Genomic DNA, 26,018 nt, shown 5'->3' with positions numbered 1-26,018 from the left:
CATGCACGGCGAATCTCCAATCAAACGTCGCGAATCGCGCAAGATCTGGGTCGGTAACGTGCCCGTGGGCGGCGATGCCCCTATCGCTGTGCAGAGCATGACCAACAGCGACACCAATGACGTCGCTGCCACCGTCGCACAGATCAATCGTCTGGAAGCCGCCGGCGTCGATATCGTCCGCGTTTCGGTACCGGACATGGACGCCGCCGAGGCGTTCGGCAAGATCAAGCAACTGGTCAAGGTGCCGTTGGTTGCCGACATCCATTTCGACTACAAGATCGCTCTGCGCGTGGCCGAACTGGGTGTGGACTGCCTGCGCATCAACCCGGGCAACATCGGTCGCGAAGACCGTGTGCGTGCGGTGGTCGATGCCGCCCGTGACCGCGGGATCCCGATCCGCATCGGCGTCAACGCCGGTTCCCTGGAAAAAGACCTGCAAAAGAAATACGGCGAGCCGACGCCAGCTGCGCTGGTCGAGTCCGCCCTGTGTCACGTCGAACACCTCGAACGCCTGAATTTCCAGGACTTCAAGGTCAGTGTGAAGGCTTCCGACGTGTTCATGGCCGTTGAAGCCTACCGCCTGCTGGCCAAGGAAATCGTCCAGCCGCTGCACCTGGGCATCACCGAAGCCGGTGGATTGCGCTCCGGTACAGTGAAATCCGCCGTGGGCCTAGGTATGCTGCTCGCCGAGGGGATTGGCGATACTATCCGCATCTCGCTGGCGGCCGACCCGGTCGAGGAAGTGAAGGTCGGTTACGACATTCTCAAGTCTTTGCATCTGCGTTCCCGTGGCATCAACTTCATCGCCTGCCCGAGCTGCTCGCGGCAGAACTTCGATGTGGTCAAGACCATGAACGAGCTGGAAGGGCGCCTTGAAGACCTGCTGGTGCCGCTGGATGTCGCGGTGATCGGTTGCGTGGTCAACGGCCCCGGCGAAGCCAAGGAAGCCCATATCGGCTTGACCGGCGGCACGCCAAACCTGATTTACATCGACGGCAAGCCGTCGCAGAAACTGACGAATGACAATCTGGTGGACGAGCTGGAAAAGCTGATCCGCGAGAAAGCGGCCGAGAAGGTCGAAGCTGACGCAGCGGTTATCGCGCGCGGCTGATCGAACGAATTAAGGAATTTCTGTGAGCAAGTCTCTGCAAGCCATTCGTGGCATGAACGACATCCTGCCGGAACAGACGCCGGTATGGCGCTATTTCGAAGGCACCGTTTCGCGTCTGCTGGATAACTACGGTTACAAGCAGATCCGCATGCCGATCGTCGAGTTCACCGAGCTGTTCAAGCGCTCGATCGGTGAAGTGACCGACATCGTCGAAAAAGAGATGTACACCTTCGAAGACCGCAACGGCGACTCGCTGACCCTGCGTCCGGAAGGCACGGCCGCGTGCGTGCGTGCGGTGCTCGAGCACGGCATCACCGGCGGTGGCCAGGTGCAGAAACTCTGGTACATCGGCCCGATGTTCCGTCACGAGCGTCCGCAGAAAGGCCGTTATCGCCAGTTCCACCAGATCGGTCTGGAGGTGTTCAACCTCGACGGTCCGGACATCGACGCCGAGCTGATCATCATGACCTGGCGCCTGTGGGGCGAGTTGGGCATCCGCGATGCGGTCAAGCTCGAGCTCAACAGCCTCGGCACCAGCGAGTCCCGCGGCCGTTATCGTGAAGCGCTGGTCGAGTATCTCTCGGCGCACCACGACAAACTGGACGAAGACAGCCAGCGTCGCCTGAAGACCAACCCGCTGCGGGTGCTCGACACCAAAAATGCCGACACCCAGGCCGTGCTGGTCGATGCGCCGAAAATGGCCGACTACCTGGATGACGAATCCCGTGCCCACTTCGAAGGCCTGAAGGCCCGTCTGGATGCCGTCGGCATTCCTTACGTGCTCAACCCGAAGCTGGTGCGTGGTTTGGATTACTACAGCAAAACCGTATACGAATGGGTCACCGACAAGCTCGGCGCCCAGGGCACCGTCTGCGCGGGTGGGCGCTATGACGGTCTGGTCGAGCAGATGGGCGGCAAGCCGACCCCGGGCGTCGGTTTCGCCATGGGCATCGAGCGTCTGGTGCTGCTGCTGGAAACCCTGGAGCAGATCCCGGAAGAAATCTCCCGTCAGGTTGACGTCTATCTCTGCGCCTTCGGCGAAGAAGCGGAGCTGGCCGGTCTGGCCCTGGCCGAGCGGGTACGCGACCAACTGCCCAACCTGCGCCTGCAAGTCAATGCCGGCGCCGGCAGCTTCAAGAGCCAGTTCAAGAAAGCCGACAAGAGCGGTGCGCTGTACGCACTGATCCTCGGTGACGACGAAATGGCCCAGCAAGTGGTAGGTTTCAAACCCCTGCGTGGCCAGGGCGAACAACAAAGCATTGCCTGGGATGCGCTCGCTGCACACCTGGCCACCTGCGTCGTGCAGGGTTGAAGCTGTCCAAACAGCCGATTTAGCGATTAAGGAGTATTGGGGTGTCGAGTACCGAAGACGAACAGTTGGCGGATTTGAAGGACTGGTGGACACGCAACGGCAAACCTCTGGTCACCGGCGGCCTGTTGGCGCTGGTCATCGTGTTCGGCTGGCAGGCTTATCACAAGTATCAGAGCAACCAGTCGCAAGGCGCCTCGGTGCTCTATCAGCAATTGCTGGAAACCACGCTGACCCCGGATGGCAAGCCTGACGCCGCGCGTGTTGCGGATCTGGCCGGCAAGCTCAACAGCGAATTCGGCGGTTCTGCCTACGCGCAGTACGGCAGCCTGTTCGTGGCCAAGGTAGCTGTCGACAGCGGCAAGCTGGACGACGCGGCGACCGAACTCAAGGCCATCGTTGCCAAACCGGCCAACCCGGCGCTGGGCGAAATCGCCCGTCAGCGTCTGGCGCAGGTACTGGGCGCACAGAACAAGGCCGACGAAGCCCTGAAACTGCTCGAAGGCGATGCCGACAAGTCGTTCCTGGCCACTCGCGAAGAACTCAAGGGCGACCTGCTGGTACAGCTGGGCCGTACCGACGAAGCGAACGCGGCGTATCAAAAAGCCAAGGCGGCACTGTCGGATGAAGCGGCGGTCGGTGGCCTTCAAATCAAGCTGGACGACCTGGCCAAAGGGGATGCGTGACGTGATCCGTTGGAAGCATGCAGCATTGCTGGCTCTGGCCATTCTGGCCGCGGGTTGCAGCAGCAACAGCAAAAAAGAACTGCCACCGGCCGAGCTGACCGACTTCAAAGAAGAAGTGGTCCTGCACAAGCAGTGGAGCCGCTCGATCGGTGACGGTCAGGGCGAAACGTACAACATGCTGGTGCCGGCGATCGACGGTGACACCATCTACGCGGCCGACGTGACCGGTATCGTGATGGGCCTGGATCGCAGCAACGGCGACGTGAAATGGAAGAAAGACCTTGAACTGCCTGTGTCCGGCGCCGTTGGCGTGGGTTACGGTCTGGTCATGGTCGGCACCCTGCGCGGTGAAGTCGTTGCCCTCGACGCCATCAACGGCGAAGAGAAGTGGCGCTCGCGCGTCAACAGCGAAGTTCTCGCGCCACCGGCCAACAACGGTGACGTGGTAGTGGTACAGACCCAGGACGATCGTCTGATCGGCCTGGACGCGTCCACCGGCAACCAGCGTTGGGTGTATGACAGCACGCCGGCCGTACTGACCCTGCGCGGCACCAGTGCACCGATCGTCACCAACCGCCTCGCGGTGGCTGGCCTGTCGACCGGTAAAGTGGTCGCGCTCGACATTTCCAACGGCGTGCCGGTCTGGGAACAGCGGATCGCGATTCCACAAGGTCGTTCGGAGCTGGAGCGCGTGGTCGACATCGACGGCGGTCTGCTGCTGTCCGGCGGTACCCTGTACGTTGCCAGCTATCAGGGTCGCGTTGCGGCACTGGATCTGGAAAGCGGCCGTCAGCTCTGGCAGCGCGACGCGTCGAGCTACGCCGGCGTTGCCCAGGGTTTCGGCAACGTCTACGTGAGCCTGTCGTCGGGTACCGTTGAAGGCGTCGACGAGCGTTCCACCACAGCACTGTGGAGCAACGACTCGCTGGCCCGTCGTCAACTGTCGGCGCCGGAAGTCTTCTCCAGCTACGTTGCAGTCGGTGACCTGGAAGGTTACCTGCACCTGCTGAGTCAGGTGGACGGTCGTTTCGTCGGCCGCGAGCGCATCGACAGCGACGGCCTGCGTGCCCGTCCGCTGGTGGTGGGTGACACGATTTACGTGTATGGCAACAGCGGCAAACTGGAAGCCCTGACCATCAAGTAACAACTATGCTTGGGGTTAACTCCCCAGGCGGCCTTGCTTCTGCAGGGTTTGCAGCACCCACGGGTGTTGCCCCGAGCACCAGCCGCTGCCTCGCAGCGGCTTTTGTATTTTCTGAAATAACGAAGTGGAGAGCCGCATGGTTCCCGTAATCGCCCTGGTGGGCCGACCGAACGTCGGCAAGTCCACCTTGTTCAACCGCCTGACCAGGACTCGCGACGCCATCGTCGGCGACTTGTCCGGTCTGACCCGTGATCGCCAGTACGGTGAGGCCAAGTGGCAAGGGCGTTCCTACATTCTGATCGACACCGGCGGTATCTCCGGTGACGAGCATGGTATGGACGAAAAAATGGCCGAGCAGTCGCTGCTGGCCATCGAAGAAGCGGATGTCGTTCTGTTCCTGGTAGATGCCAAGGCCGGTTTCACCGCCGCTGACCAGATGATCGCCGAACACTTGCGCAAACGTAACAAGCGTTCCCACGTGGTCGCCAACAAGGTCGACAACATCGACCCGGAAATGGCCCGCGCCGAATTCGCCCCGCTGGGCATGGGCCACGCGATCCCGATCGCCGGCGCCCACGGTCGCGGCATCACGCAATTGCTGGAAGCCGCCCTGAGCGACTTCCCGCGCGATGATGACGAGCCGGCCGAAGGTGAAGAGGAAGAAGTGGTCGCCGAAGGCGAGGAAGCCAAGCGCATTCCTGGCCCGAGCGAAAAAGACGGGATCAAGATCGCCATCATCGGCCGGCCGAACGTCGGCAAGTCGACCCTGGTCAACCGCATGCTCGGTGAAGACCGGGTAATCGTCTACGACCAGCCCGGCACCACCCGCGACAGTATCTACATCCCGTTCGAGCGTAACGACGAGAAGTACACGCTGATCGACACCGCCGGTGTACGCAAGCGCGGCAAGATCCACGAAGAAGTCGAAAAATTCTCCGTGGTCAAAACCCTGCAGGCGATCAAAGACGCCAACGTGGTGATCTTCGTGATGGACGCCCGCGAAGGCGTGGTCGATCACGACCTCAACCTGCTGGGCTTCGCTCTTGAAGCAGGTCGTGCGCTAGTGATCGCGATCAACAAATGGGACGGCATGACGCCAAGCGAGCGCGACTTCGTGAAGGTCGAGCTGCAGCGTCGGTTGTTCTTCGTTGACTTCGCCGACATCCACTTCATCTCGGCACTGCACGGTACTGGCGTGGGCAACCTTTACGCCTCGGTGCAGAACTCGTTCAAGTCCGCGGTCACCCGCTGGCCGACCAGCCGCCTGACGCAGATTCTCGAAGACGCGGTCAGCGAGCACCAGCCGCCGATGGTCAACAGCCGCCGGATCAAGCTGCGTTACGCTCACCTGGGTGGTGCGAACCCGCCGATCATCGTGATCCACGGCAACCAGATCGAGAAAGTGCCGAAGTCGTACGTGCGCTATCTGGAAAACACTTACCGCCGTGTACTCAAACTGGTCGGTACGCCGATCCGTATCGAGTTCAAGGGCGGCGAGAACCCGTACGAAGGCAACAAGAACACGCTGACCGACCGCCAGGTCAACAAGAAGCGTCGTTTGATGTCGCACAACAAGAAAGCCAGCAAGAAGCGCCGCGACAAGAAGTAAAAAGAGCAGCTGCGGGTTTCGAGCTGCAAGCTTCAAGTTAAAGCGTGGAAGTAAAGAAGGGCTCTGTTCAGAGCCCTTTTTTGTGGGCGATGGATTGATGCTTGAAACTTGTCGCTTGCAGCTTGAAACTTGCAGCTCACCTGCAAGGGGCTCCCGATGATCACCAGTAAGCTGCCGAATGTCGGCATCACTATTTTCACGCAGATGTCTCAGCTCGCGGCGCAGACCGGAGCGATCAACCTTTCCCAGGGTTTTCCCGATTTCGACGGCCCGCAGGCACTGCGCGACGCGGTCGGTCGACACATCGCCAGCGGCCACAACCAGTATTCGCCCATGACCGGCCTGCCGGCGCTGCGCCAGCAGATTGCGGCGAAAATCGCCCGCAGTTATGGCGCGAACGTCGATGCCGATACCGAAGTAACCGTGACCCCCGGCGCGACCCAGGCGATCTTCTGCGCCATCCAGGCGGTTATCCACAGCGGCGACGAAGTCATCGTGTTCGACCCGGCCTACGACAGCTATGAGCCCGCAGTAGAACTGGCCGGCGGACGCTGCGTGCATGTGCAACTTGGGCTGAAGGATTTCTCCATCGACTTCGACAAACTCAGCGCAGCCCTGAGCCCGCGAACGCGGATGATCATCCTTAACACCCCGCACAACCCGAGCGGTGCCTTGATCAGTCGCGCCGAGCTGGATCAGTTGGCGGCGTTGATCCGAGATCGCGACATCTACGTGATCAGCGACGAAGTCTATGAACACCTGGTGTTTGACGGCGTGCCGCACGTCAGCGTGCTGGCCCATGAAGAGCTGTATCAGCGCGCCTTCGTGGTCAGCTCGTTCGGCAAGACCTATCACGTCACCGGCTGGAAAACCGGTTACGTCGTGGCGCCGCCGGCCCTGACGGCGGAGCTGCGCAAGGTGCACCAGTACGTCAGCTTCTGTGGCGTGACACCGTTGCAGTACGCCCTGGCCGATTACATGGCCGAGCATCCGGAACACGTCGAAGAGCTGCCGGGCTTCTATCAGGCCAAGCGCGATCTGTTCTGTGATCTGCTGGCGCCGTCGCGATTCAGTTTCACTCGGGTCACCGGCACCTATTTCCAGTTGGTCGATTACTCGCAGATTCGCCCTGACCTGAACGATGTCGAGATGGCGATGTGGATGACTCGCGAGCACGGCGTGGCGAGTATTCCGGTGTCGGTGTTCTACCAGAGTCCACCCGAAGGCCAGCGCCTGGTGCGCCTGTGCTTTGCCAAACGTGAGGAGACGCTGCGGGAAGCGGCGGCCAAACTATGCGTGATCTGAGTGCGTTGCCCGATCTGAACCTGGCGCTGATCCAGACCAGCCTGGCCTGGCATGATCGTCAGGCCAATCTCGAGCATTTCGATGTGTTGCTGGAGCAGGCGCGCGGTGCGGATCTGATCATCCTGCCGGAAATGTTCACTACCGGATTCTCCATGGCGTCCGAAACCCTGGCCGAAGCCGAAAACGGTCCGACCAGCAAATGGCTGCGGGCCCAGGCAGCGAAGCTGAACGCAGTCGTCACGGGCAGCGTGATCATCCAGGCTGCCGACGGCAGTCATCGCAACCGCTTGCTGTGGGCGCGGCCGGACGGCGAAGTGCTGCATTACGACAAGCGTCACCTGTTCCGCATGGCCGGCGAGCACAATCACTACACCCCCGGCGAGCGCCAGGTGCAGTTCGAGCTCAAGGGCTGGCGGGTGCGTCCGCTGATTTGCTACGACTTGCGCTTCCCGGTGTGGAGTCGCGACGCTCAGGACACTGACCTGCTGCTGTACACCGCCAACTGGCCGGGCGCACGGCGTCAGCACTGGAACCGGTTGCTGCCGGCCCGGGCCATCGAAAACCTGTGCTATGTGGCGGCGGTCAACCGGGTGGGTACCGATGGCAAGGGTTTCGCGTATACCGGCGACAGTCAGGTGCTGGACTTCCAGGGCGAGACGTTGCTGGCGGCGGGAGAGGCTGACGGGGTGTTCAAGGTGGTTCTGGAAGCGGCTTCGCTGGCGGCTTACCGCGAGCGGTTCCCGGCGAATCTGGACGCGGACACCTTCGAGTTCACCTGATAGCCCAGATCACCTAGATCGTTCCCACGTCGAGGCGTTGAACCGTCCGCGTGGGAATGCCTCAAGGGACGCTCCGCGTCCCAGTGACGCAGAGCGTCACGAGCTGCATTCCCACGCAGAGCGTGGGAACGATCAGATAGAAAATAAAAAGGCCCCGGAGTTCGCACTCAGGGGCCTTTTGCATTGCAGCGGTCAGTTACGCCGCTTTCGCTTCCGGCTGGCTCAGCGAGCGGTTCAGCGCACTGAACAGGGCCTTGAAGCTGGCGGTGGTGATGTTTTCATCGATGCCCACGCCGTGCACCGCACGTTCGCCGTTCACACGCAATTCGATGTAGGCCGCCGCCTTGGCGTTGGTGCCCGCGCCGATGGCGTGTTCGTTGTAGTCCATGATCTCCACCGGAATCGGCAGACCGGCCACCAGCGCTTCCAGCGCGCCGTTGCCCTTGCCGCGCCAGTGCAGATTGGTTTCGCCCTGACCCTTGCTCGCCACTTCCACTTCGACGGCGCTGTTGCCGTTTTCTTCCTGCAGGCGATGGCTGACCAGCGCGTACGGGGTGTTGGCTTGCAGGTATTCGCTGTGCAGCAGCGCGTGGATTTGCTGCGCGGTCATCTCCAGGCCCAGGCGATCGGTTTCACGCTGCACGACCTGGCTGAATTCGATCTGCATGCGACGTGGCAGGCTGATGCCGTATTCCTGCTCCAGCAAGTAGGCGATGCCGCCCTTGCCCGACTGACTGTTGACGCGGATCACCGCCTCATAGCTGCGGCCGATGTCGGCCGGGTCGATCGGCAGGTATGGTACTTCCCACAGTGCGTCGGATTTCTGCTGGGCGAAGCCCTTGCGGATCGCGTCCTGGTGGGAGCCGGAGAACGCGGTGTGCACCAGGTCGCCGACGTATGGGTGGCGCGGGTGAACCTGGATCTGGTTGCACTCTTCGACCACCTTGCGCACGCCGTCGATGTCCGAGAAGTCCAGTTGCGGGTCGAGGCCCTGGGTGTACATGTTCAGTGCCACGGTCACGAGGTCGACGTTGCCGGTACGCTCGCCGTTGCCGAACAGACAGCCTTCGACGCGGTCGGCGCCGGCCATCAGGCCCAGCTCGGTGGCGGCCACGCCGGTGCCACGGTCGTTGTGGGTGTGCAGGCTGATGATCACGCTGTCACGACGGTTGATGTTGCGGTGGAACCACTCGATCTGGTCGGCGTAGACGTTCGGCGTCGCGCATTCAACGGTGGCCGGCAGGTTGAGGATGATCTTGTGCTCAGGCGTCGGGTTCCAGACCTCGATCACCGCGTCACAGACTTCCTTGGCGAATTCCAGCTCGGTGGCGCTGAAGGTTTCCGGCGAGTACTCGAAGGTCCACTCGGTGTCCGGCTGCATGGCGGCGTATTTGACGAACAGCTTGGCAGCGTTGACGGCGATGGCCTTGATCCCGTCCTTGTCCTGATTGAAGACGATGCGACGGAAAGAAGGGGAGGTGGCGTTGTACAGGTGAACGATTGCCTTCTTCGCCCCGCGCAGGGATTCGAAGGTGCGCTCGATCAGGTCTTCACGGCCCTGGGTCAGCACCTGGATGGTGGTGTCGTCCGGGATGTGGCCGTCTTCGATCAAGGTGCGCACGAAGTCGAAGTCGGTTTGCGAAGCGGCCGGGAACGACGCCTCGATTTCCTTCACACCCACCTGCACCAGGGTTTTCCAGAAGCGCAGCTTTTTCACCGCGTCCATTGGTTCGATCAGCGACTGGTTGCCGTCACGCAGGTCGGAGCTGCACCAGATCGGCGCGGCATCGATGGTTTTCGACGGCCAGGTGCGATCCGGCAGGTTGATCACTGGAAACGCGCGGTATTTCGAAGACGGGTCTTTGAGCATGCTCATCGGGAAATTCCTTATTGTCTGGGCCGAAAAGAGGCGGCCTGCCGGTGGAACGAACGTTCTTGGAAAAGCGTGGGACGAGGCGCAGCGATTCAGCCCGGCAGTCGTGCGCTGACGAGGCACAGGCTGCGGTGCTGGCGAAGCTGAATGAGGGTGTGAGAGGTTTTCATGCCCTCAACCCTAACCGCGAGGGATGAGGATGGCAAGCAGTCGGAAAAAATTGAGAGGAATACCCGGAAAGTGGTTTTTTCCGAGATTTTATTCTCTGAATCAAAGTGAATGTTTGCAGAGATTGCGCAGTCCGTTCGTCGTGCGCAATCCCTGTGGGAGCGACCTTGCTCGCGATGGGGCCAGTCGCTTCACCCACAAATCAAGGCTGGAATGCCCCAATGAAAATCGCCGGATCGACCCGCGCATCGTTCAGGCTGACGTTCCAGTGCATGTGCGGCCCGGTCGCCCGACCTGTAGCGCCAACCTTGCCCACCACCGCACCGCGCGCCAGTTGCTGGCCGTTCTGCACATCAATCTTCGACATATGGCAGAACATGCTGATGAAGCCCTGGCCGTGGTCGACGAACACTGTGTTGCCATTGAAGAAGTAGTTGCCGATCAGAATTACCTTGCCCGCTGCCGGGGTCTTGATCGGCGTGCCGGCCGGCACTGCGAAGTCGAGGCCTGCGTGCGGATTGCGCTCTTCACCGTTGAAGAAACGGCGCACGCCGAACTTGCTCGACAGCGGTCCGTTGACCGGTTTGTCCAGCAGCAGGTTGCTCGGTGTGTTCGGGCTGAAACTGCGATAGGCCTTGATCTGCTCGGCCAGTTCGCCCTCGATCCGCTTGAGGTTGGCCGGGTTCGGATTGACCTGCTGGGTGTTCTTCAGGGTGATGTGCTGTTCCGGGTATTTCTTGTTGCCGACATTGAAGTTGAGATTACGGCCGCCACTGCTGATCTGCTGAACGCCGGGTTTGACGGTCAACGGAACGCCGACAATCGCCAGCCAGTTGTTCTGTTCCTTGACCACCAGCACCGGTTTGCCCTGATACGTGGCTTTCGGCGCTTGCGCAGCGGTCCCCAGATCGACGACAGCCACGCCGCCCGGCACCGGTTTGTTCAGCAGGCGGGTGATGTAACTGTCGGCGTGGGCGTTGAAGGTCAGGCAGAGCAACAGCAGCGGAGCGAGAAAACGCGGCATGGATCAGTCCAGTAAAGAAAGGGTGACGGGCGTCAGGTGATTGTCCTCGACGCGCACTTGCAGTTCGCCTTCGCCCAGTCTGGCCTTGAGGCGCTGGCCGGTGTGGGTCTGCGCGGCGTTACGAATCGCGTTGCCGCGTTCATCCAGCAGAATGCTGTAGCCACGACCGAGGGTCGCCAGCGGGCTGACCACGTGCAGGGTCTGCATCTGGCTTTGCAACTGTAGGCGACGACGTTTCAGGCCTTCGTTCATGGCGCGTGGCAGACGTTCGGCGAGGCTGTCGAGACGTTGGCGCAACAGGGCCAGCTGGCGTCCCGGATGCTGCCCGGCGAGGCGGGTTTCCAGACGGATCAGGCGTTCACGACGGGTATTGAGCTGGTGCTCGAACGCCCGACGCATGCGCATGTCCAGATCGTCCAGACGCTGTGCCTGCTGGCGCAGACGCTCGCCGGGATGGCGCAAGCGGCGGGTCATGCCTTCAAGGCGCAGGCGATCGCGCATCAGGCGGTCACGCATGCGCATCACCAACCGGCGATGAAGGCTTTCGACCTGACGGATCAGGTGGCTGGAGTCCGGGGCAAGCAGTTCAGCAGCAGCGGACGGTGTCGGTGCGCGCACGTCCGCCACGAAGTCGCTGATCGACACGTCGGTTTCATGGCCGACTGCGCTGACGATCGGCGTAACACAGGCATCGACCGCCCGGGCGACGGCCTCTTCGTTGAAGCACCAGAGATCCTCCAGCGAGCCGCCGCCACGGGCCAGGATCAGCGCGTCGAAGCCACGGGCATCCGCCAGTTTCAGGGCGCGGACGATCTGTGCGGTGGCTTCTCGGCCCTGAACGGCGGTCGGAATCAACGTCAGTTGCACCTGCGGCGCGCGGCGGCGGAACACGCTGATGATGTCGCGTATCACGGCGCCGGTCGGCGAACTGATGATGCCGATGCGCTGCGGGTGTGCCGGCAGCGGCACTTTGCGCTCGGCACTGAACAGGCCTTCGGCGCTGAGCTTTTCCTTCAAGGCATCGAAGGCCAGGCGCAGCGCACCGTCACCGGCAGGCTCCACGGTGTCGAGGATCAACTGATAGTCGCCACGCCCTTCGAACAGCGAGACCTTGCCACGCACCTTGACTGCCAGGCCGTCCTTCAGCGCCTGACGCACCCGCGCAGCGTTCTGGCGAAACAGTGCGCAACGCACCTGCGCGCCGCTGTCCTTGAGCGTGAAATACACGTGGCCTGACGCCGGGCGGGCGAGATTGGAGATTTCGCCTTCGACCCAGATGTTGCTGAACACGTCTTCGAGCAACACCCGCGCGCGGCCGTTGAGCTGGCTGACGGTCAGGACTTCGCGGTCGAGGCCGAGTCTTGCAAAGGGATCTTTAATCATGGGGCGCAGTTTAAAGGCATTCGCCGGTGAATGTCTGGAGGAAGTGTTGCACCAGAGGTGTGGGATTTTGCCGAGATGCGAGGGCGACGGTGCTCTGGCAATCGCCGGTCAGCGGCAGAAATCTCACGCCGGCGGGCGCGATGTCCTGCATTGAATCCGGCAGCAGAGCGATGCCGAATCCGGCCTGGATCAACTGCAATTGCGTGGTCTTGCGCGACATCACTCTAGCAGCCCGGGGGAAGAAACCGTGACGCATGCACAGGTCGGCGCACAAATAACTCAGCCCGCCGCGCTGCGGATGCGGGATGGAGATGAATGCTTCGTCCTTCAATTGCGCCAGATCGACTGCCTCCGTCGACGCCAGTCGATGATCCGCCGGCACAGCAAGCAGCAGACGTTCGGTGTAGAGCGGCACAATCTGAACACCCTCGCGCTGGCGCAGCACCGGCAGACGCAGCAGGCCGATATCGAGCCGGCCCTCGGCCAGTTCTTCAAGTTGCGCCTCCGAGGAGAGCGTGCCGATGTCCAGCGAAACGCCGGGTTGTTGCTCCAGGTACGCGCTCATGTCGCGCAACAATTGGCCGCTGATCGGCACGGTGCTGGAGTGACAAAGGCGCAAGGTGCCGCGCTGCCCTTGGCCGATTTCCGTGGCCAGGGTGCTGGCCTTGTTCAGTTCATTGAGCAGATTTTTCGCCCGGGGCAGGAACGCTTCGCCAGCGGCGGTGAGGCGGGGCTGGCGCGCGGTGCGTTCGAACAGCGGCGTTTGCAGGCGGGTTTCCATGTCCTTGATCTGCCGGCTCAGCGCCGACTGAGCAATGAACAGCCGTTCGGCTGCCGCGCTGAAGCTGCCGCTCTCGGCGATTTCCACGAAGTAGCGCAATTGACGGGTTGAAAGCACGAGGCATGCCTTTTCGAGATGGCTTGGCAGTTCCGAAGATATTAGTCGCAAACCTCGGCGCTGGCTAAAGTCATCGCAGGCTTATAAAGGAAGCGAACGGATGAGTGTGGCGGGGATGTTGAGCGAATGGTCGTGGGGCGCCCAGGGCTGGGTGGTGATCGGATTGGCCATCGCGTTGGCCTACATCGTGTTCGGGATTGCCGGTTTCGGTACGGCGCTGGTAGCGGGGCCGATTCTGATTCTGTTCATGCCGCTGTCGAAAATCGTGCCGTTGCTGGTGCTGCTGGATTTCGTCGCGGCGTTCGGCAATTTGCTGCCGTCGCGGCGGGATGTGGCGAAACCGGAGTTGCTGCGGCTGCTGCCGTGCATGGCGCTGGGGTGCACGCTGGGGGTGATTTTTCTGCTTAACCTCAAGTCTGATCTTTTGCTGCTATTGATGGGGCTGTTCATCAGTGCCTATGCGATCTACAGCTTGTGGATCAAGGCGCGGCCGGCGCAGTTGTCCGCCGGGTGGGCGTTGCCGATGGGTACGGTGGGCGGGCTGTTCGGAGCGTTGTTCGGCAGTGGCGGCTTTCTGTATGCGATCTACCTCAACAGCCGACTGCCCAAGGACGCGGCGCGGGCGACGCAAAGTGCGCTGATCAGTTGCAGCACGGTGGTGCGTTTGAGCCTGTTTGCCATCGCCGGGGTGTATGCCGAGCTACCCTTGTTGATGCTGGCGCTGTGCCTGTTGCCGGCCATGGCGCTGGGCTTGTGGGTCGGACGGCGCTTGACCATGCGCCTGTCCCGCGAGGCCTTCGTGCGGCTGGTGACCTGGCTGGTGCTGGCGAGCGGGATTGCGCTGATCGGCCGCTATTTAAGCACTTGACCGGATTTTGTCAGGGATTAAGCTGCCGGCCGCGTTCGTCGCAGAACATCCTTTGACGCAGCAGGCTTGCACCATGAATTCCCAAAGCATCATCGTCCCGAAAATCTCCAACCTGCCGGTGCACGAACCCCGGGCCCGGGCGATCCTGCGCTGGCTGGTGCGCAAGAACATCGTCAAGGAAGAGCTGAGCACCTGTGGACGCACCGGCAATCGCATGGCCTACGCCATCGCCGATGGCGCCCGCGCGGTGGTGTTGCATCCCGAGGCGCTGCCGTTTGGTGAGCCAATCAATGGTCTGGAAGTCATCACCAAGCGCTGCATCTACACCCCGGCCAAGGGTTTTCTCGAAGAAGCCGGGTGCGCCGAATGCCGTCAGGAGATCGGCGAAGCGTTGTTCGAAAGCCTGGAAGACTGGATGCCGGGCCGCACCGACAACTTCACCTGCCCTGAATGCGGGCATGAGGACGACATCAACGGTTTTCTGTATTTGCAGGAGTGCGGGTTTTCCAATCTCGGTTTCATCTTCAACAACTGGCTGGAGGCGGGTTTCAAGCAGAGTTTCATCGACGAATTCGCCGACTGGCTGGATCAACCGGTGAGCTGGGTCAAGGTCGAGTTGTAAGGGGCGTTTTTCCCGTACATCAGCAACATTGATATAAGACAAGTTTTACATTGAGCCCGGTAGGGTGTCTGAGTATAATGGCGCGCTTCCATTTTCCCGCTCGGGAGCCCCCGCGATGCTGCGTATCAGCCAAGAAGCTCTGACCTTCGACGACATTCTCCTAGTGCCCGGTTATTCCGAGGTGCTTCCTAACGAAGTCAGTCTGAAGACCCGCCTTACCCGTGGCATCGAGCTGAACATTCCTCTGGTTTCTGCCGCCATGGACACCGTCACCGAAGCCCGTCTGGCAATCGCCATGGCTCAGGAAGGTGGCATCGGCATTATCCACAAGAATATGACCATCGAGCAGCAAGCTGCCGAAGTTCGCAAGGTCAAGAAGTTCGAAGCCGGTGTGGTCAAGGATCCAATCACCATCGAGGCTGACGCCACGGTTCGTGATCTGTTCGAACTGACCCGCATGCACAACATTTCCGGCGTTCCGGTGCTGCACGATGGCGACCTGGTCGGCATCGTCACTTCCCGTGACGTACGTTTCGAAACCCGTCTGGATGCCACCGTTCGTGAAGTGATGACGCCGAAAGAGCGTCTGGTCACTGTTCGCGAAGGCGCCGACAAGAACGAAGTCCGCGAGCTGCTGCACAAGCACCGCCTGGAAAAAGTCCTGATCGTCGACGACAAGTTTGCCCTCAAAGGCATGATGACCGTCAAAGACATCGAAAAAGCCAAGGCCTACCCGCTGGCCAGCAAGGACGACCAGGGTCGTCTGCGCGTTGGCGCTGCGGTCGGTACCGGTAAAGACACCGGTGACCGCGTTGCAGCCCTGGTCAATGCCGGTGTGGACGTGGTGGTTGTCGACACCGCTCACGGTCACTCCAAAGGCGTGATCGACCGCGTTCGCTGGGTCAAAGAGAATTTCCCTGAAGTGCAGGTGATCGGCGGCAACATCGCCACCGGCGCAGCCGCCAAGGCTCTGGCCGAAGCTGGCGCCGACGCGGTCAAGGTCGGTATCGGCCCTGGCTCGATCTGCACCACCCGTATCGTCGCCGGTGTCGGCGTTCCGCAAATCAGTGCCATCGCCAACGTTGCCGCTGCCCTTGAAGGCACCGGCGTTCCGTTGATCGCCGACGGCGGCATCCGTTTCTCCGGTGACCTGTCCAAGGCCATCGTTGCCGGTGCGTCCTGCGTGATGATGGGCTCGATGTTCGCCGGTACCGAAGAAGCGCCGGGTGAGATCGAACTGTTCCAGGGCCGTTCCTACAAGGCTTATCGCGGCATGGGTTCGCTGGGCGCCATGTCCCAGGCTCAAGGTTCTTCCGACCGTTACTTCCAGGACTCCTCGGCAGGCGCCGAGAAACTCGTTCCGGAAGGCATCGAAGGCCGTGTTCCTTACAAGGGCACCCTGAGCGCGATCATCCACCAGTTGATGGGCGGTCTGCGTTCTTCGATGGGTTACACCGGCAGCGCCAACATCGAAGAAATGCGCACCAAGCCTGAGTTCGTGCGGATCACCGGTGCCGGCATGGCCGAGTCCCACGTTCACGACGTGCAGATCACCAAGGAAGCGCCAAACTACCGCGTAGGTTGAGGCTTCAAGCAAAACGTTAAATGACCGGGGCTGTTTTATTCAGCCCCGAGTTGTTTCTGAATCAAGACTGTTTCTGAATTACTTAGACGAGACTGAATCATGGCCCTCGACATTCACGCTCACCGCATCCTGATCCTCGACTTCGGTTCGCAATACACCCAACTGATCGCCCGCCGCGTGCGCGAGATCGGTGTGTACTGCGAACTGCACCCGTTCGACATGGACGAAGATGCGATCCGCGAATTTGCGCCAAAAGGCGTGATCCTCGCCGGCGGTCCCGAGTCCGTGCACGAAGCCAACAGCCCGCGCTGCCCGCAAGCGGTGTTCGATCTGGGCGTACCGGTCTTCGGTATCTGCTACGGCATGCAGACCATGGCCGAACAACTGGGCGGCAAGGTTGAAGGCTCCGAGCTGCGTGAGTTCGGTTACGCCCGCGTTGACGTGGTCGGCAAGAGCCGCCTGCTCGACGGCATCGAAGACCATATCGACGCTGACGGCCTGTTCGGCCTCGACGTGTGGATGAGCCACGGTGACAAGGTCACCAGGATGCCGAGCGATTTCCACATCCTGGCCAGCACCCCGAGCTGCCCGATCGCCGGCATGTTCAACGACGAGCGCGCCTACTATGGCGTGCAGTTCCACCCGGAAGTGACCCACACCAAGCAGGGCGGTCGCATCCTGTCGCGTTTCGTTCTCGACATCTGCGGCTGTGAAGCCCTGTGGACCCCGTCGAAGATCGCCGAAGACGCCATCGCCAACATCCGCGCACAGGTCGGTACCGACAACGTGCTGCTGGGTCTGTCCGGCGGTGTGGATTCCTCGGTGGTTGCGGCGCTGCTGCACAAGGCCATCGGTGATCAACTGACCTGCGTCTTCGTCGACAACGGCCTGCTGCGTCTGCACGAAGGCGAGCAAGTGATGGCCATGTTCGCCGAGAACATGGGCGTCAAGGTGATCCGCGCCAACGCTGAAGACCAGTTCCTGAACAACCTGGCCGGCGAAGCCGATCCAGAGAAGAAGCGCAAGATCATCGGCCGTACCTTCATCGACGTGTTCGATGCCGAATCCTGCAAGCTGGACAACATCAAGTACCTGGCTCAGGGCACCATCTACCCGGACGTGATCGAGTCGGCTGGCGCGAAAAGCGGCAAGGCCCACGTGATCAAGTCGCACCACAACGTGGGCGGCTTGCCGGAAGAGATGAACCTGAAACTGGTCGAGCCACTGCGCGAACTGTTCAAGGACGAAGTCCGTCGTCTGGGCCTGGAACTGGGCCTGCCGTACGACATGGTCTACCGTCACCCGTTCCCGGGCCCGGGCCTGGGCGTGCGCATCCTCGGCGAAGTGAAGAAGGAATACGCCGACCTGCTGCGTCGCGCCGACCACATCTTCATCGAAGAACTGCGCAAGGCCGACTGGTACCACAAGGTCAGCCAGGCCTTCGTCGTGTTCCAGCCAGTGAAATCGGTTGGCGTGGTCGGCGATGGCCGTCGTTACGCCTGGGTCGTGGCCCTGCGTGCCGTGGAGACCATCGACTTCATGACCGCGCGTTGGGCTCACCTGCCTTACGAACTGCTGGAAACCGTCAGCGGCCGCATCATCAATGAAATCGAAGGCATTTCGCGCGTGACTTACGACGTGTCGAGCAAGCCGCCGGCGACCATTGAGTGGGAGTGATCCCGCTTAAGCCCTGAAGGCATAAACGCACCCAATACAAAAAACCGTGTGAATCAGTGATTCACACGGTTTTTTGTTTTTGATTACAAGGGTTTTGACCAGCCGGCCAGCTTCATGCCGCGTTGATCAAGTGCCTTGAGCAGCGCATGGATGCTGTCGAAACGTTTTTCATGGAGGTTGGGCCATGAGGGACGCTCGATGAAAAAGCGACCGGATTCGAACTCGATCGGAGTCAGCACCATCCGGTTCTCGCGGGATCGGTGGCAAAGGAAGGTTTGCCGAGGTTCTCGCTTCAAGGTGTAGAGCCCAGGTCGGGCCAGCAGTTTTTCCAGTTCCGGTCTCGTTTGCGCATACCAGGGCGTCTCCACCTGCAGCCGCAGGTCGCCCTTGGCCAGGCCGGCGGAGGCGCCACTGTGGTCGAGAAACGTTCTGCCCGGATCGGGCTCGATGCCGTTTGAGTGCCCTTGGGCAACATCCTCGACGCGCAAACCAATGGCACCCTCCAGTTCACTGACTCCCGCAACGCCCTCAAAGGTATTGGAATGAGAGTTCCCCATCAGCGCCACCCACCGGTGCGTGCCTCTTGTTGTCTGGTCGGCGCTTATCACTGTCCGGGCGTGGAAGTTCATCATTTTTTGCCGGATCGCCAGTTCGTAGGTCTGCATGCCGTCCAGTTTGTAACTGGCCATGCAGTCTATGGCCTGAACCCGGATGCCATGCTTGTTTGACTCCAGCACCAGATTGAGAAAGGTATAGCGTCCGGATGGATCGGTCAGATGCCCGAGGTCCTGACTGATCAAATACCACTCAAGATTCCGGGGCATTACCGATGTCCTGGCAAAGTTGTCCAGAGCCGCCTGGTGAAAGTCTGTCAGCAGATGTTCCAGATAGATGGTTTTTACACCGTGTCTGGCCAGGGTTTGCATATTGTCGATGAGAAACTGTTTGGCGCCGATCTCTGAATGGCTCTCGCCGACGACCAGTCCCGAAAACTCTTCGAATAGCCGGGCGATGATTGTGGGACCCGACGAGGCGGGGTCCAGCGGCGTAGCGACCGGGCGCTGAGGCAGGCGCAGATCCGCGTAGAAGCGTATGGCATCCTGTAGCAGTCGTTTTCTCAGGGCTTTGAAGTTCGCATAGGCCTCGGCGGATTCACTGACCGTAAACTCGTCTGACAGCAGGCGAGGTTCATGGCCGATGACCGCTTCTGTCAGGGCCTGACGGTGTTGAGGCAGGATGTCATACGGCGAAGTGACCTGCGGAGTATCCGTTACGGTGGATGACGGGAAAGGCATCCTCTGCGCGCTGCTTGCCGACACAGAAGGAATGGGCGGCTCGCCGATGGCTGGTGATTTGCCAGGTATGGCTTTGGGATCGATACGCACCCGCCTCAGACTCAGGCCTTCATCTTCAAGGGCTTCGGACAGTGCTTGAATGCTCTCGAAATGACGACCCGTGACAGAAGTCCAACGTGGTCGTGTCACGAAAATGCCACCTTCATCTCGCTGGACAGGGGTGTTCACCAGTTGGCCGTTGCCACTGCGGTGGACCAGCATCGACTGGCCGCGCTCGACCTGAACCATGAACATGCCTTTGCGTGGCAGCGCTTCATCGAGCGTGCGCGCGGTGGTTGTCGCGGCAGTGGCATGCAGTTGAAGGCGCAAGTCACTCTTTATCAGGTCGACAGGCCGTTGCAGCAAATCGAATACTTTTTTACCAGGGTCGACCGTGATTCCGCGAATCGGATCCAGAGAAACTGCCTCGACACGCAGCGATGCAGCGCCTACCAGTTCACTGAGCCCGGGAACGTTTTCGAAGGTGCTGGCGCGTTCCTGGTCCACCAGCGCGACCCAGCGATGAGAGCCCCTTGCTGTCTGATCGGCCCGGATCACGGTATCGGAAAAGTAGTTCATCATTTTCCGGCTACTGATATCGGATGTTTGCTCCATGAGCGGAAAGCGCCGGCTGGCCATGCAGTCGAGGGCCTGCACGCGGATATGATTCTTCTGTGCGCTCCTGACCAGTTCAGTGTACGTGTGGGCAGAAGCTGGATCTGTATCGAGCCGTGAATCCAGAAGTTTCAGATAATCCTCCAGCGTGGGAGACATCTTGCCGGTCTTGTGGAAGGCATCGAGATCCACCTGATGAAAATCGGTCAGCAGATGATCCATGTACAAGGTCTTGACCTTCTGTTTGCTCATGACCTTCAGGTTGTCGATCAGCACTTGCCGGGCGCCGGTGGTGTTGTCCTGGCCGATTACCAGTCCGGGCGTTTCCTTGAGCACGCGCTTGCTCATCTCGGAAAAGGACGTGCCGGACTTGAATGCAGGCAGGGGTGGACGTGGGGGCTGATTCGGGGCGGCGTAGAAGTTGATGGCGTCGTCATAAAGATTGCGGCGTGTGGATTTGAACGTCTGATACAGGCGGTCACTCCCGTTGACGCTGTCCAGCGGAAAGTCATCGACACGGGCTTCTGCCAAGGGCTGCATCGTCGTTCTGGAGGCGCCGGGGACATCATAGGGCATCGGTTCTGTCGATACTTCGGGCAGCGGATCGGCAGTGTGCCCCCAGGGCCACTCACCGAAAATTTTCATGCCGCCTCTGAGTCCGGGCCGAGCGACAGGCTCCCACTGGCGTGCTTCGTTCAGGCGCACCGGCACGTTGCGATAGAACGAGTAGGGATTGGCCGGATCGATGATGACCCACCCCCGCAACTGCCCGACATAGCGAACCTGATAAAAGCCGTCGCCCGAGGCGCGGCGCATGTAGATGTACTGTTTACCGGAGGGCGTACGAATAATTTCCTTGAATTTTGGATTGCCGGCCTCAATCCGCGAAGCCTCGGTGGGCACGGTCTTGAATGAAGCGAGGAAATCCTCGGGCTGCGCAGGTAGAACCTGTTTCGGTGCGATCTCTGCCAGTTCAGGCAGTGGCGAACGGATAGCGGCCGCTGCGGAAAGTTTTTCTTCTGTGGTAATGGACAGTCCGGTTTCAGCAATGGACTCTTGCGACGCGATGACGGTATTGGTCTCGGCGATCTCCGGCAGTCGACCACTGCCCTTGATAAAGGTGGCGTTGAACAGCGTATCGATGGCAGAGAATATCGCTCCGGTCACGGCGGCCTTTCGCGCCTGAGGCGTTTTGCCATTCACGGCCTGATCGATTTGCAGACCGACGCTGGCAATGCCGGCGCCAACGACCGCCAGCGCCACTGGCCAGCCAACGGCAGCCAATGGGCCAAACATCCGGTTGAATGCGCTGAGATAACCGATCCACAGCTTTTTGCGCAGGTCGCCATTGGAATGCATCATGAATTCCGCATCGCTGATCATCCGCGCCTGCGTTGCCGTCGACAGGAAGGAAAAAATGTCCTTGTCCAACGCTTCGCCGGTATGGGCAACCAGCGTGTGATCGTTGCTGTCCCAGGTACTGACCAGCAGATCCAGGACATGGCTGAGCCCGACGTTTTCGATATGCGGCGCGCGCCAGAGCTCCGAAACGATGCCTGCCAGAGGCCCCAGTACCCAGAGCCAGCGGCGATTGGCGACGGCACGCCAGGAGGTATCTTCCATGATGTCGTGATCGGCAACCTGGAAATGCGCCATGAAGCGTTTTCGATCCGAAGGCTTTCTGATCTGCGACAGCACCCACCAATGCAGGTCGCGAGCGTTCTGCAAGGCGTGCACGCCCCAGATTTCTCCCGGTACGTACAGGATGACGCCGCCCTTTCCATCGCTGATGCACAGGATATCGGTCGCAACGAAGCCGCCGATTTTCAGCAGACCCACGCGCAGGCCATCGGGCGGCAGTACCTCAACCTCAAGCATTTTGCGCGTGACCGGCCAGCTCACATTGCCGGCGATGGCTTTGACTGCCACCCTGAAATTGTCATCCGACAGTCGACCGCTTTCACGATCCTCCATCGCCTTGGCCAGGAAGGTGCATTTGGCCAGTGTCCGGAATGTCGTGCCGTGTTTGCTCCAGAAAGAGTCCACCTTTTGCCGGTAGCGATCAGCGAAATTGATCGCCCAGAACGCCTTTAGTACATCGCTGCTGTGCAACCGGACTTCGTTGGTTTCGTTGTAGGTGCCGGCATCCGGTCCGGCGCTATAGAAACCGGCATCGGAATCCAGCAGGTCGGCGTTGTCCTGGTCGTGCACGCTGAATCGCTGGATCACCAGTTGCGGCAAGGTCATCGATTCGCGCGGGACTTCGAACAGGTGTTCCCAGCCGGTGAAAGTTCGGGGGCTGCTCTGGGCGGCCCGGAATCGATGCCAGTAAACCTGCTCCGGCTCCAGGCCTCTGATGCCATGACGATCAAGAATGTCCCTGGCAATCGCGCAGGCCATTTCGTACATGTCGGGGCAGGCCTCGATCAGTGCCGGGACCAACGCCCTTAGCGCTTTTCGGTCGTCGGAGTTGGGCAGCGTGATGTCGTTGGTTGTGTCCACAGTCTTTCCTTGAGCGTGGTGGTTGAAAAAAACACCGCGATCATTTCAAGCCAAGGCGTGATTTGTCTGTCAGACGCCGGGACAGTTTGTTGTCGTATCAAGTCAAACGGCAGACAGGAAAATTCCGCAACGAAGTGATCCTGACCCGGGCAGGCCGGATGAGGCCTGTCCGGTGTCGGGAAAACCATCGACACAGCGTTCGATCAGTTTGGAAGGCGGCTTTGGAGCTGCAGTCCCATTTGTTTCAACGCGCTGGATAACTGTTCAAGATTGTCGAAAGGGACACGATGGATTGAGCCCCAGGTTGGCCGATCTATGTAATACCGTCCATCAGCGAACGTCTCGATCGGGGTTTGCACCAGCTCTCCATTAACGCTGCGGTGAAACAACCGATAGGTGCCTTGAAAGCGCTCAAACATATACATGCCGGCGCGATAAAGCAGTTGGTGTATTTGCAACCCGCTTCGGCTCACAGAGGGTGCTTCCATTTTCAGAAGCACATCGGCGTACAGGGGATCGGAATTTCCGCCCATCATGGTTGGCAGCGGGTATGGGCCTCGCTCGATCTCAATACCAGGGTCTGTAATCAACCGTTCGCCTTGTCCCGGATCCACCTCTTCGATTCGTACCCCGATGCCGCCCTCCAGTTCGCTGATACCGGCAAAGCCTCTGAAGGTGTTGGTGTTTTCTGCTCCGGTCAGCACCACCCATTTACCGACCACATTCAGCGACTGATCCATGAACATGATGTCGGCTGTGAGATGGTTGGTCGCGATCTGCTCTTCGGGGCGCGGGAGAGATACGGGTCTTTTATATACTGCCGCACAGTCGGTAGCCTGGACTCTGATCCCGTTCTGCCGGGCGCTTTTCACCAGCGCCAGTTCGTCAAACTGCGCTGCCGGGTCGGTGCCGAGCCGGCTTAGATACTTTTCCAGGTCTTTGGACATGACTCCGGACTGGAAGTAACTGTTCAGGTCGGCTTGGGCGAAATCGCTGAGCAAACGGCGCACGTAGAGGGTCTTGACCCCTTGGCGAGCCAGAGCGGGCATGTTCTGAATCATCAGGCGCATGCTGGTGATGCGGCCCGGGGTTTCGCCGATCACCAGGCCTGGCGCTGCTTCAAGTGCCTGGGCACTGAAGTCCGCGAAGGTCGTTGAGGCGGTGACAGCCGGTATCGCCGGGCGGGGCGGCAAGGTCGCCCAGGAAAGATTGTGGAAGAAACGTCTCGCGGAAATCAGCAGTGCTCTGGCCTTCTCGGCGAAATGGGGGGCGTATCGATCCGCTGCGATCAACGTACCGTCCGGACCGACCTGCATCTGAATATGCGTTTCGCGCAGTTGCATGGCCCAGCGTTTCAGTTCTTGCCGGCGTACGGTGTCGACGTCGTAAGGTGTTCTGACGAGGCGGATGTCGTTCGAAGCCGGGGCCGGGGCCGGGGCCGATGTTGAAGTCGAAGGCAGAGGCTCGGTGGTCAGTGGCGTCTGCGGATCGGATTGCGCGGGGAGCTGTTCCGGTTCTTCGGGTGCGGGCTCGCGTGCGTCGAGTTCCATGGCCACCTCCAGGGTGCATTGCTTGCCGAGACACTGCCCCCCGCCCTTGAGCCCCAGTTGAGTCATCCGCTCCCAGACGCCTTCACTGTTCAATCGCACCGGCAATGCATGAACCAGCTGGTTAGGTTTGACCGGGTCGACGATCGCCCAGAATCCGCCACCTTGTGAATCGTTGAAGTAGCGAACGTAATAAGCGGTGTCATTCATCACGATTGCACAGGAAGGCTCGGTGTTCAGTCGGTAAATCCCCTGGTACTTGCCGGGCTCCGAGACTGGCGTCAGTCCGTCCAGCACTTCGTTGGACTGATACTTCTGCGGGATCCTCGACCCCGGCAGGTTTTCGGACGGGGCTGGCGACAACTCCTCCACGGCTGAAACAAGTTCGTTCGGATGTTCGGATTCCAGTTCCGATGCCGTGCCGGCTTCAGGCATTTCGCTTGCCTCGATCGCTTGCGAAAACTCCCCGGACTCCGTCTCCGCCAGTGCCCCGGTTCCCTTCAAGAATGGAATATTGAGCAGCGCATCGATGCCACTGAGCACCGCTGCGAGAACGCCCTCCTTGCGCTCGCCGGCAGTTTTGCCGTTGACTGCCTTGTCAATGTTCAGCCCCATGTTGGCCAGGCTGGCACCAATCACCGGCAATGCGACAGGCCAGCCCACCATGGCCATCGGTCCGAACACTTTCAACCCGGCACTGAGGTAGCCGATCCACAACTTTTTGCGCAGATCGCCATTCGAAGTCAGGGAAAAGTCGGCCTCGGCGAACATCGCATCGCGAGTGGAATCACGAAGCCAGGTGAACGCATCCTCTGTTACCGCCCGATCTGCGGCATTGACCAGGTGATGGTCTCCGTGGCTCCAGGTGCTGACCAGTCGATCTGTCAGATCGTTGATGTTCTCGCTGATCGAGTGTCGGTCAGCCAGCTGGAAATGGCCGAGAAAATGTTCACGGGGCACATTCTCTTTCAACTGTTGCAGGACCCACCAGTGCAGATCGGCGGGCGTGTCCAGTACATGGAACGCTTCGCTGTCTCCGGGCACATAGACGATCTGCCGTCCCTTCGAGTCGATGATGCGCAGGAGGTTGGTGGCGACATGACCGTCGATCTCCAGCATGCAGACCCGAAGGCCATGACCGGGTTCGAATTCGCTCTGCAGGGCGTGCAGGTCGACAGGCCAGGTCAGAGAGCCGCACAACGCCGTTATCACTGTCTGAAAATCTTCGTCGTTCAGATGACCGAGTTCCCGCGCTTCAACAGCCTTATGGAGGAAGTTGCATTTGGCCAGGGCACGGAACTCGCTGGCGTGGCTGCTCCAGAAGGTGTGTAGCTCGTTGCGGTAGCGCTCGCTGAAGTTGATGTGCCAGAAGTCGTTCAAAACCTCGTTGCCGTGCAGGCGCACTTCGTTGGTTGCATCGAAATTTTCGGTGTCCGGCCCTGCGGTGTAGAAACCGCCGTAGAGATCCAGCAGGTCAGCGTTGTCCTGATCCGTGGCGCGGAACCGGTGAATCACCAGTTGCGTCAGGGTCAGGCTCTCATAGGGTTTTTCGCCGTAGTGCTGCCAGCCGGTGAAGGAGACGGACAGGCTCTGTGCGGTTCTGAACCGGTGGTAATAGACGTGATCGGGGTCGAGGCCGGTGATGCCGTGTCTGGTCATCAGCTCTGTGGCGACCTGACGGGCCGTGTCGTTCAGGCTCGGGCAAGCGGTGACGACCTGCGTGGCCATGTGCCGGAGGGCGGCCTTGTCGGCGGCGTTGGGCAGTGTGCGGGTTTCTGCTGGGTTCATTGGCTCTGATCCTTGAGAAGAGAGCCCGAGAATGAGCCGTTCGTTCGAGGACAGTGCGGTACATATGTACCACCCGCAGGTGAGCGAATCTGCGGCCATCCGCCGCGTCACCCTTACTGTTTCCCAGGCGCAGGTGTATCGTATTCGCCTTTTGCGGGCGTCCCGGCCTGCGGCTGATCTGTGAGGTAGTT

The 26,018-nt window shown here is 60.4% G+C and carries 18 protein-coding genes; 12 read left to right on the top strand and 6 right to left on the bottom strand.

The annotated features are described in order from the left end of the window. Nucleotide 1 precedes the first annotated feature (1 nt). From ispG to ACEN93_RS11210, 7 genes are all read left to right on the top strand, one after another. Entirely contained in the window at nt 2-1,111 is a 1,110-nt protein-coding gene (gene ispG / locus ACEN93_RS11240; RefSeq protein WP_495611418.1) for a flavodoxin-dependent (E)-4-hydroxy-3-methylbut-2-enyl-diphosphate synthase, read from the top strand. Between the two features lie 22 nt (nt 1,112-1,133). Further along, nucleotides 1,134-2,423 (top strand): histidine--tRNA ligase, encoded by a 1,290-nt coding sequence (gene hisS, locus ACEN93_RS11235; RefSeq protein WP_495611417.1) that lies wholly within the window; start codon nt 1,134-1,136, stop codon nt 2,421-2,423. Nucleotides 2,424-2,464: 41 nt separating this feature from the next. Next, entirely contained in the window at nt 2,465-3,106 is a 642-nt protein-coding gene (locus tag ACEN93_RS11230) for a tetratricopeptide repeat protein (protein WP_011335807.1), read from the top strand. Beyond that, a complete protein-coding gene (bamB, locus tag ACEN93_RS11225) occupies nt 3,099-4,250 on the top strand; it encodes an outer membrane protein assembly factor BamB (protein WP_074691027.1) in 1,152 nt (383 codons plus the stop codon). Before ACEN93_RS11230 ends, bamB begins: the two co-directional genes overlap by 8 nt. A gap of 136 nt (nt 4,251-4,386) precedes the next feature. Beyond that, on the top strand, nt 4,387-5,859 hold the full coding sequence (gene der, locus ACEN93_RS11220) for a ribosome biogenesis GTPase Der (RefSeq protein WP_007956675.1): 1,473 nt from the start codon (nt 4,387-4,389) through the stop codon (nt 5,857-5,859). Between the two features lie 156 nt (nt 5,860-6,015). Further along, the gene (locus ACEN93_RS11215) at nt 6,016-7,164 is read left to right on the top strand and encodes a pyridoxal phosphate-dependent aminotransferase (RefSeq protein WP_495611416.1); all 1,149 of its coding nucleotides are present in this window, start codon (nt 6,016-6,018) and stop codon (nt 7,162-7,164) included. Beyond that, a complete protein-coding gene (locus ACEN93_RS11210) occupies nt 7,152-7,943 on the top strand; it encodes an amidohydrolase (protein WP_085668158.1) in 792 nt (263 codons plus the stop codon). Before ACEN93_RS11215 ends, ACEN93_RS11210 begins: the two co-directional genes overlap by 13 nt. Before the next feature lie 196 nt (nt 7,944-8,139). Here the strand turns inward: ACEN93_RS11210 and leuA are convergent, their stop codons facing one another. The 4 genes from leuA to ACEN93_RS11190 form a co-directional block, all read right to left on the bottom strand. Continuing rightward, nucleotides 8,140-9,819 (bottom strand): 2-isopropylmalate synthase, encoded by a 1,680-nt coding sequence (leuA, locus tag ACEN93_RS11205; protein WP_007956672.1) that lies wholly within the window; start codon nt 9,817-9,819, stop codon nt 8,140-8,142. Between the two features lie 367 nt (nt 9,820-10,186). Continuing rightward, on the bottom strand, nt 10,187-11,008 hold the full coding sequence (locus tag ACEN93_RS11200) for a peptidoglycan DD-metalloendopeptidase family protein (protein WP_039765736.1): 822 nt from the start codon (nt 11,006-11,008) through the stop codon (nt 10,187-10,189). 3 nt (nt 11,009-11,011) lie between these two features. Beyond that, the gene (gene xseA, locus ACEN93_RS11195) at nt 11,012-12,391 is read right to left on the bottom strand and encodes an exodeoxyribonuclease VII large subunit (protein WP_495611415.1); all 1,380 of its coding nucleotides are present in this window, start codon (nt 12,389-12,391) and stop codon (nt 11,012-11,014) included. A gap of 10 nt (nt 12,392-12,401) precedes the next feature. Further along, nucleotides 12,402-13,289: a LysR family transcriptional regulator gene (locus tag ACEN93_RS11190; RefSeq protein WP_495611414.1), complete on the bottom strand. Its 888-nt coding sequence runs from the start codon at nt 13,287-13,289 to the stop codon at nt 12,402-12,404. Between the two features lie 100 nt (nt 13,290-13,389). Between ACEN93_RS11190 and ACEN93_RS11185 the strand changes: the two genes are divergently transcribed. The 4 genes from ACEN93_RS11185 (at nt 13,390) to guaA (ending at nt 18,041) form a co-directional block, all read left to right on the top strand. After that, nucleotides 13,390-14,157, top strand: coding sequence for a sulfite exporter TauE/SafE family protein (locus ACEN93_RS11185; RefSeq protein ID WP_495611413.1), 768 nt, complete (start codon nt 13,390-13,392; stop codon nt 14,155-14,157). A 73-nt stretch (nt 14,158-14,230) separates the two neighbouring features. Further along, nucleotides 14,231-14,779, top strand: a complete 549-nt coding sequence (locus ACEN93_RS11180) for a hypothetical protein (RefSeq protein ID WP_011335799.1) — start codon at nt 14,231-14,233, stop codon at nt 14,777-14,779. Nucleotides 14,780-14,894: 115 nt separating this feature from the next. Continuing rightward, nucleotides 14,895-16,364, top strand: a complete 1,470-nt coding sequence (guaB, locus tag ACEN93_RS11175) for an IMP dehydrogenase (RefSeq protein WP_011335798.1) — start codon at nt 14,895-14,897, stop codon at nt 16,362-16,364. 99 nt (nt 16,365-16,463) lie between these two features. Beyond that, entirely contained in the window at nt 16,464-18,041 is a 1,578-nt protein-coding gene (guaA, locus tag ACEN93_RS11170) for a glutamine-hydrolyzing GMP synthase (RefSeq protein WP_064599229.1), read from the top strand. 83 nt (nt 18,042-18,124) lie between these two features. On the opposite strand, the gene ACEN93_RS11165 is transcribed toward guaA, so the two are convergent. Next, a complete protein-coding gene (locus ACEN93_RS11165; protein WP_495611412.1) occupies nt 18,125-22,492 on the bottom strand; it encodes a membrane-targeted effector domain-containing toxin in 4,368 nt (1,455 codons plus the stop codon). Nucleotides 22,493-22,695: 203 nt separating this feature from the next. Next, nucleotides 22,696-25,827: a membrane-targeted effector domain-containing toxin gene (locus ACEN93_RS11160; protein WP_495611411.1), complete on the bottom strand. Its 3,132-nt coding sequence runs from the start codon at nt 25,825-25,827 to the stop codon at nt 22,696-22,698. A 31-nt stretch (nt 25,828-25,858) separates the two neighbouring features. Here ACEN93_RS11160 and ACEN93_RS11155 point away from each other — a divergent pair, with 31 nt between their 5' ends. Beyond that, nucleotides 25,859-26,011, top strand: coding sequence for a hypothetical protein (locus ACEN93_RS11155; RefSeq protein WP_158248865.1), 153 nt, complete (start codon nt 25,859-25,861; stop codon nt 26,009-26,011). The last annotated feature ends 7 nt before the right edge of the window (nt 26,012-26,018 follow it).

Source organism: Pseudomonas sp. Pseusp21, assembly GCF_059492145.1.
The sequence above is the reverse complement of the archived record's forward strand: the minus strand, read 5'-3'. Positions and strand labels throughout refer to the sequence as shown.

Coding starts and splice junctions, on each gene's coding strand:
- ispG (WP_495611418.1), top strand. CDS start 2: ATGCACGGCGAATCTCCAATCAAACGTCGCGAATCGCGCAAGATCTGG.
- bamB (WP_074691027.1), top strand. CDS start 3,099: ATGCGTGACGTGATCCGTTGGAAGCATGCAGCATTGCTGGCTCTGGCC.
- der (WP_007956675.1), top strand. CDS start 4,387: ATGGTTCCCGTAATCGCCCTGGTGGGCCGACCGAACGTCGGCAAGTCC.
- ACEN93_RS11215 (WP_495611416.1), top strand. CDS start 6,016: ATGATCACCAGTAAGCTGCCGAATGTCGGCATCACTATTTTCACGCAG.
- ACEN93_RS11210 (WP_085668158.1), top strand. CDS start 7,152: ATGCGTGATCTGAGTGCGTTGCCCGATCTGAACCTGGCGCTGATCCAG.
- leuA (WP_007956672.1), bottom strand. CDS start 9,819: ATGAGCATGCTCAAAGACCCGTCTTCGAAATACCGCGCGTTTCCAGTG.
- ACEN93_RS11200 (WP_039765736.1), bottom strand. CDS start 11,008: ATGCCGCGTTTTCTCGCTCCGCTGCTGTTGCTCTGCCTGACCTTCAAC.
- xseA (WP_495611415.1), bottom strand. CDS start 12,391: ATGATTAAAGATCCCTTTGCAAGACTCGGCCTCGACCGCGAAGTCCTG.
- ACEN93_RS11185 (WP_495611413.1), top strand. CDS start 13,390: ATGAGTGTGGCGGGGATGTTGAGCGAATGGTCGTGGGGCGCCCAGGGC.
- ACEN93_RS11180 (WP_011335799.1), top strand. CDS start 14,231: ATGAATTCCCAAAGCATCATCGTCCCGAAAATCTCCAACCTGCCGGTG.
- guaB (WP_011335798.1), top strand. CDS start 14,895: ATGCTGCGTATCAGCCAAGAAGCTCTGACCTTCGACGACATTCTCCTA.
- guaA (WP_064599229.1), top strand. CDS start 16,464: ATGGCCCTCGACATTCACGCTCACCGCATCCTGATCCTCGACTTCGGT.
- ACEN93_RS11160 (WP_495611411.1), bottom strand. CDS start 25,827: ATGAACCCAGCAGAAACCCGCACACTGCCCAACGCCGCCGACAAGGCC.
- ACEN93_RS11155 (WP_158248865.1), top strand. CDS start 25,859: ATGAGCCGTTCGTTCGAGGACAGTGCGGTACATATGTACCACCCGCAG.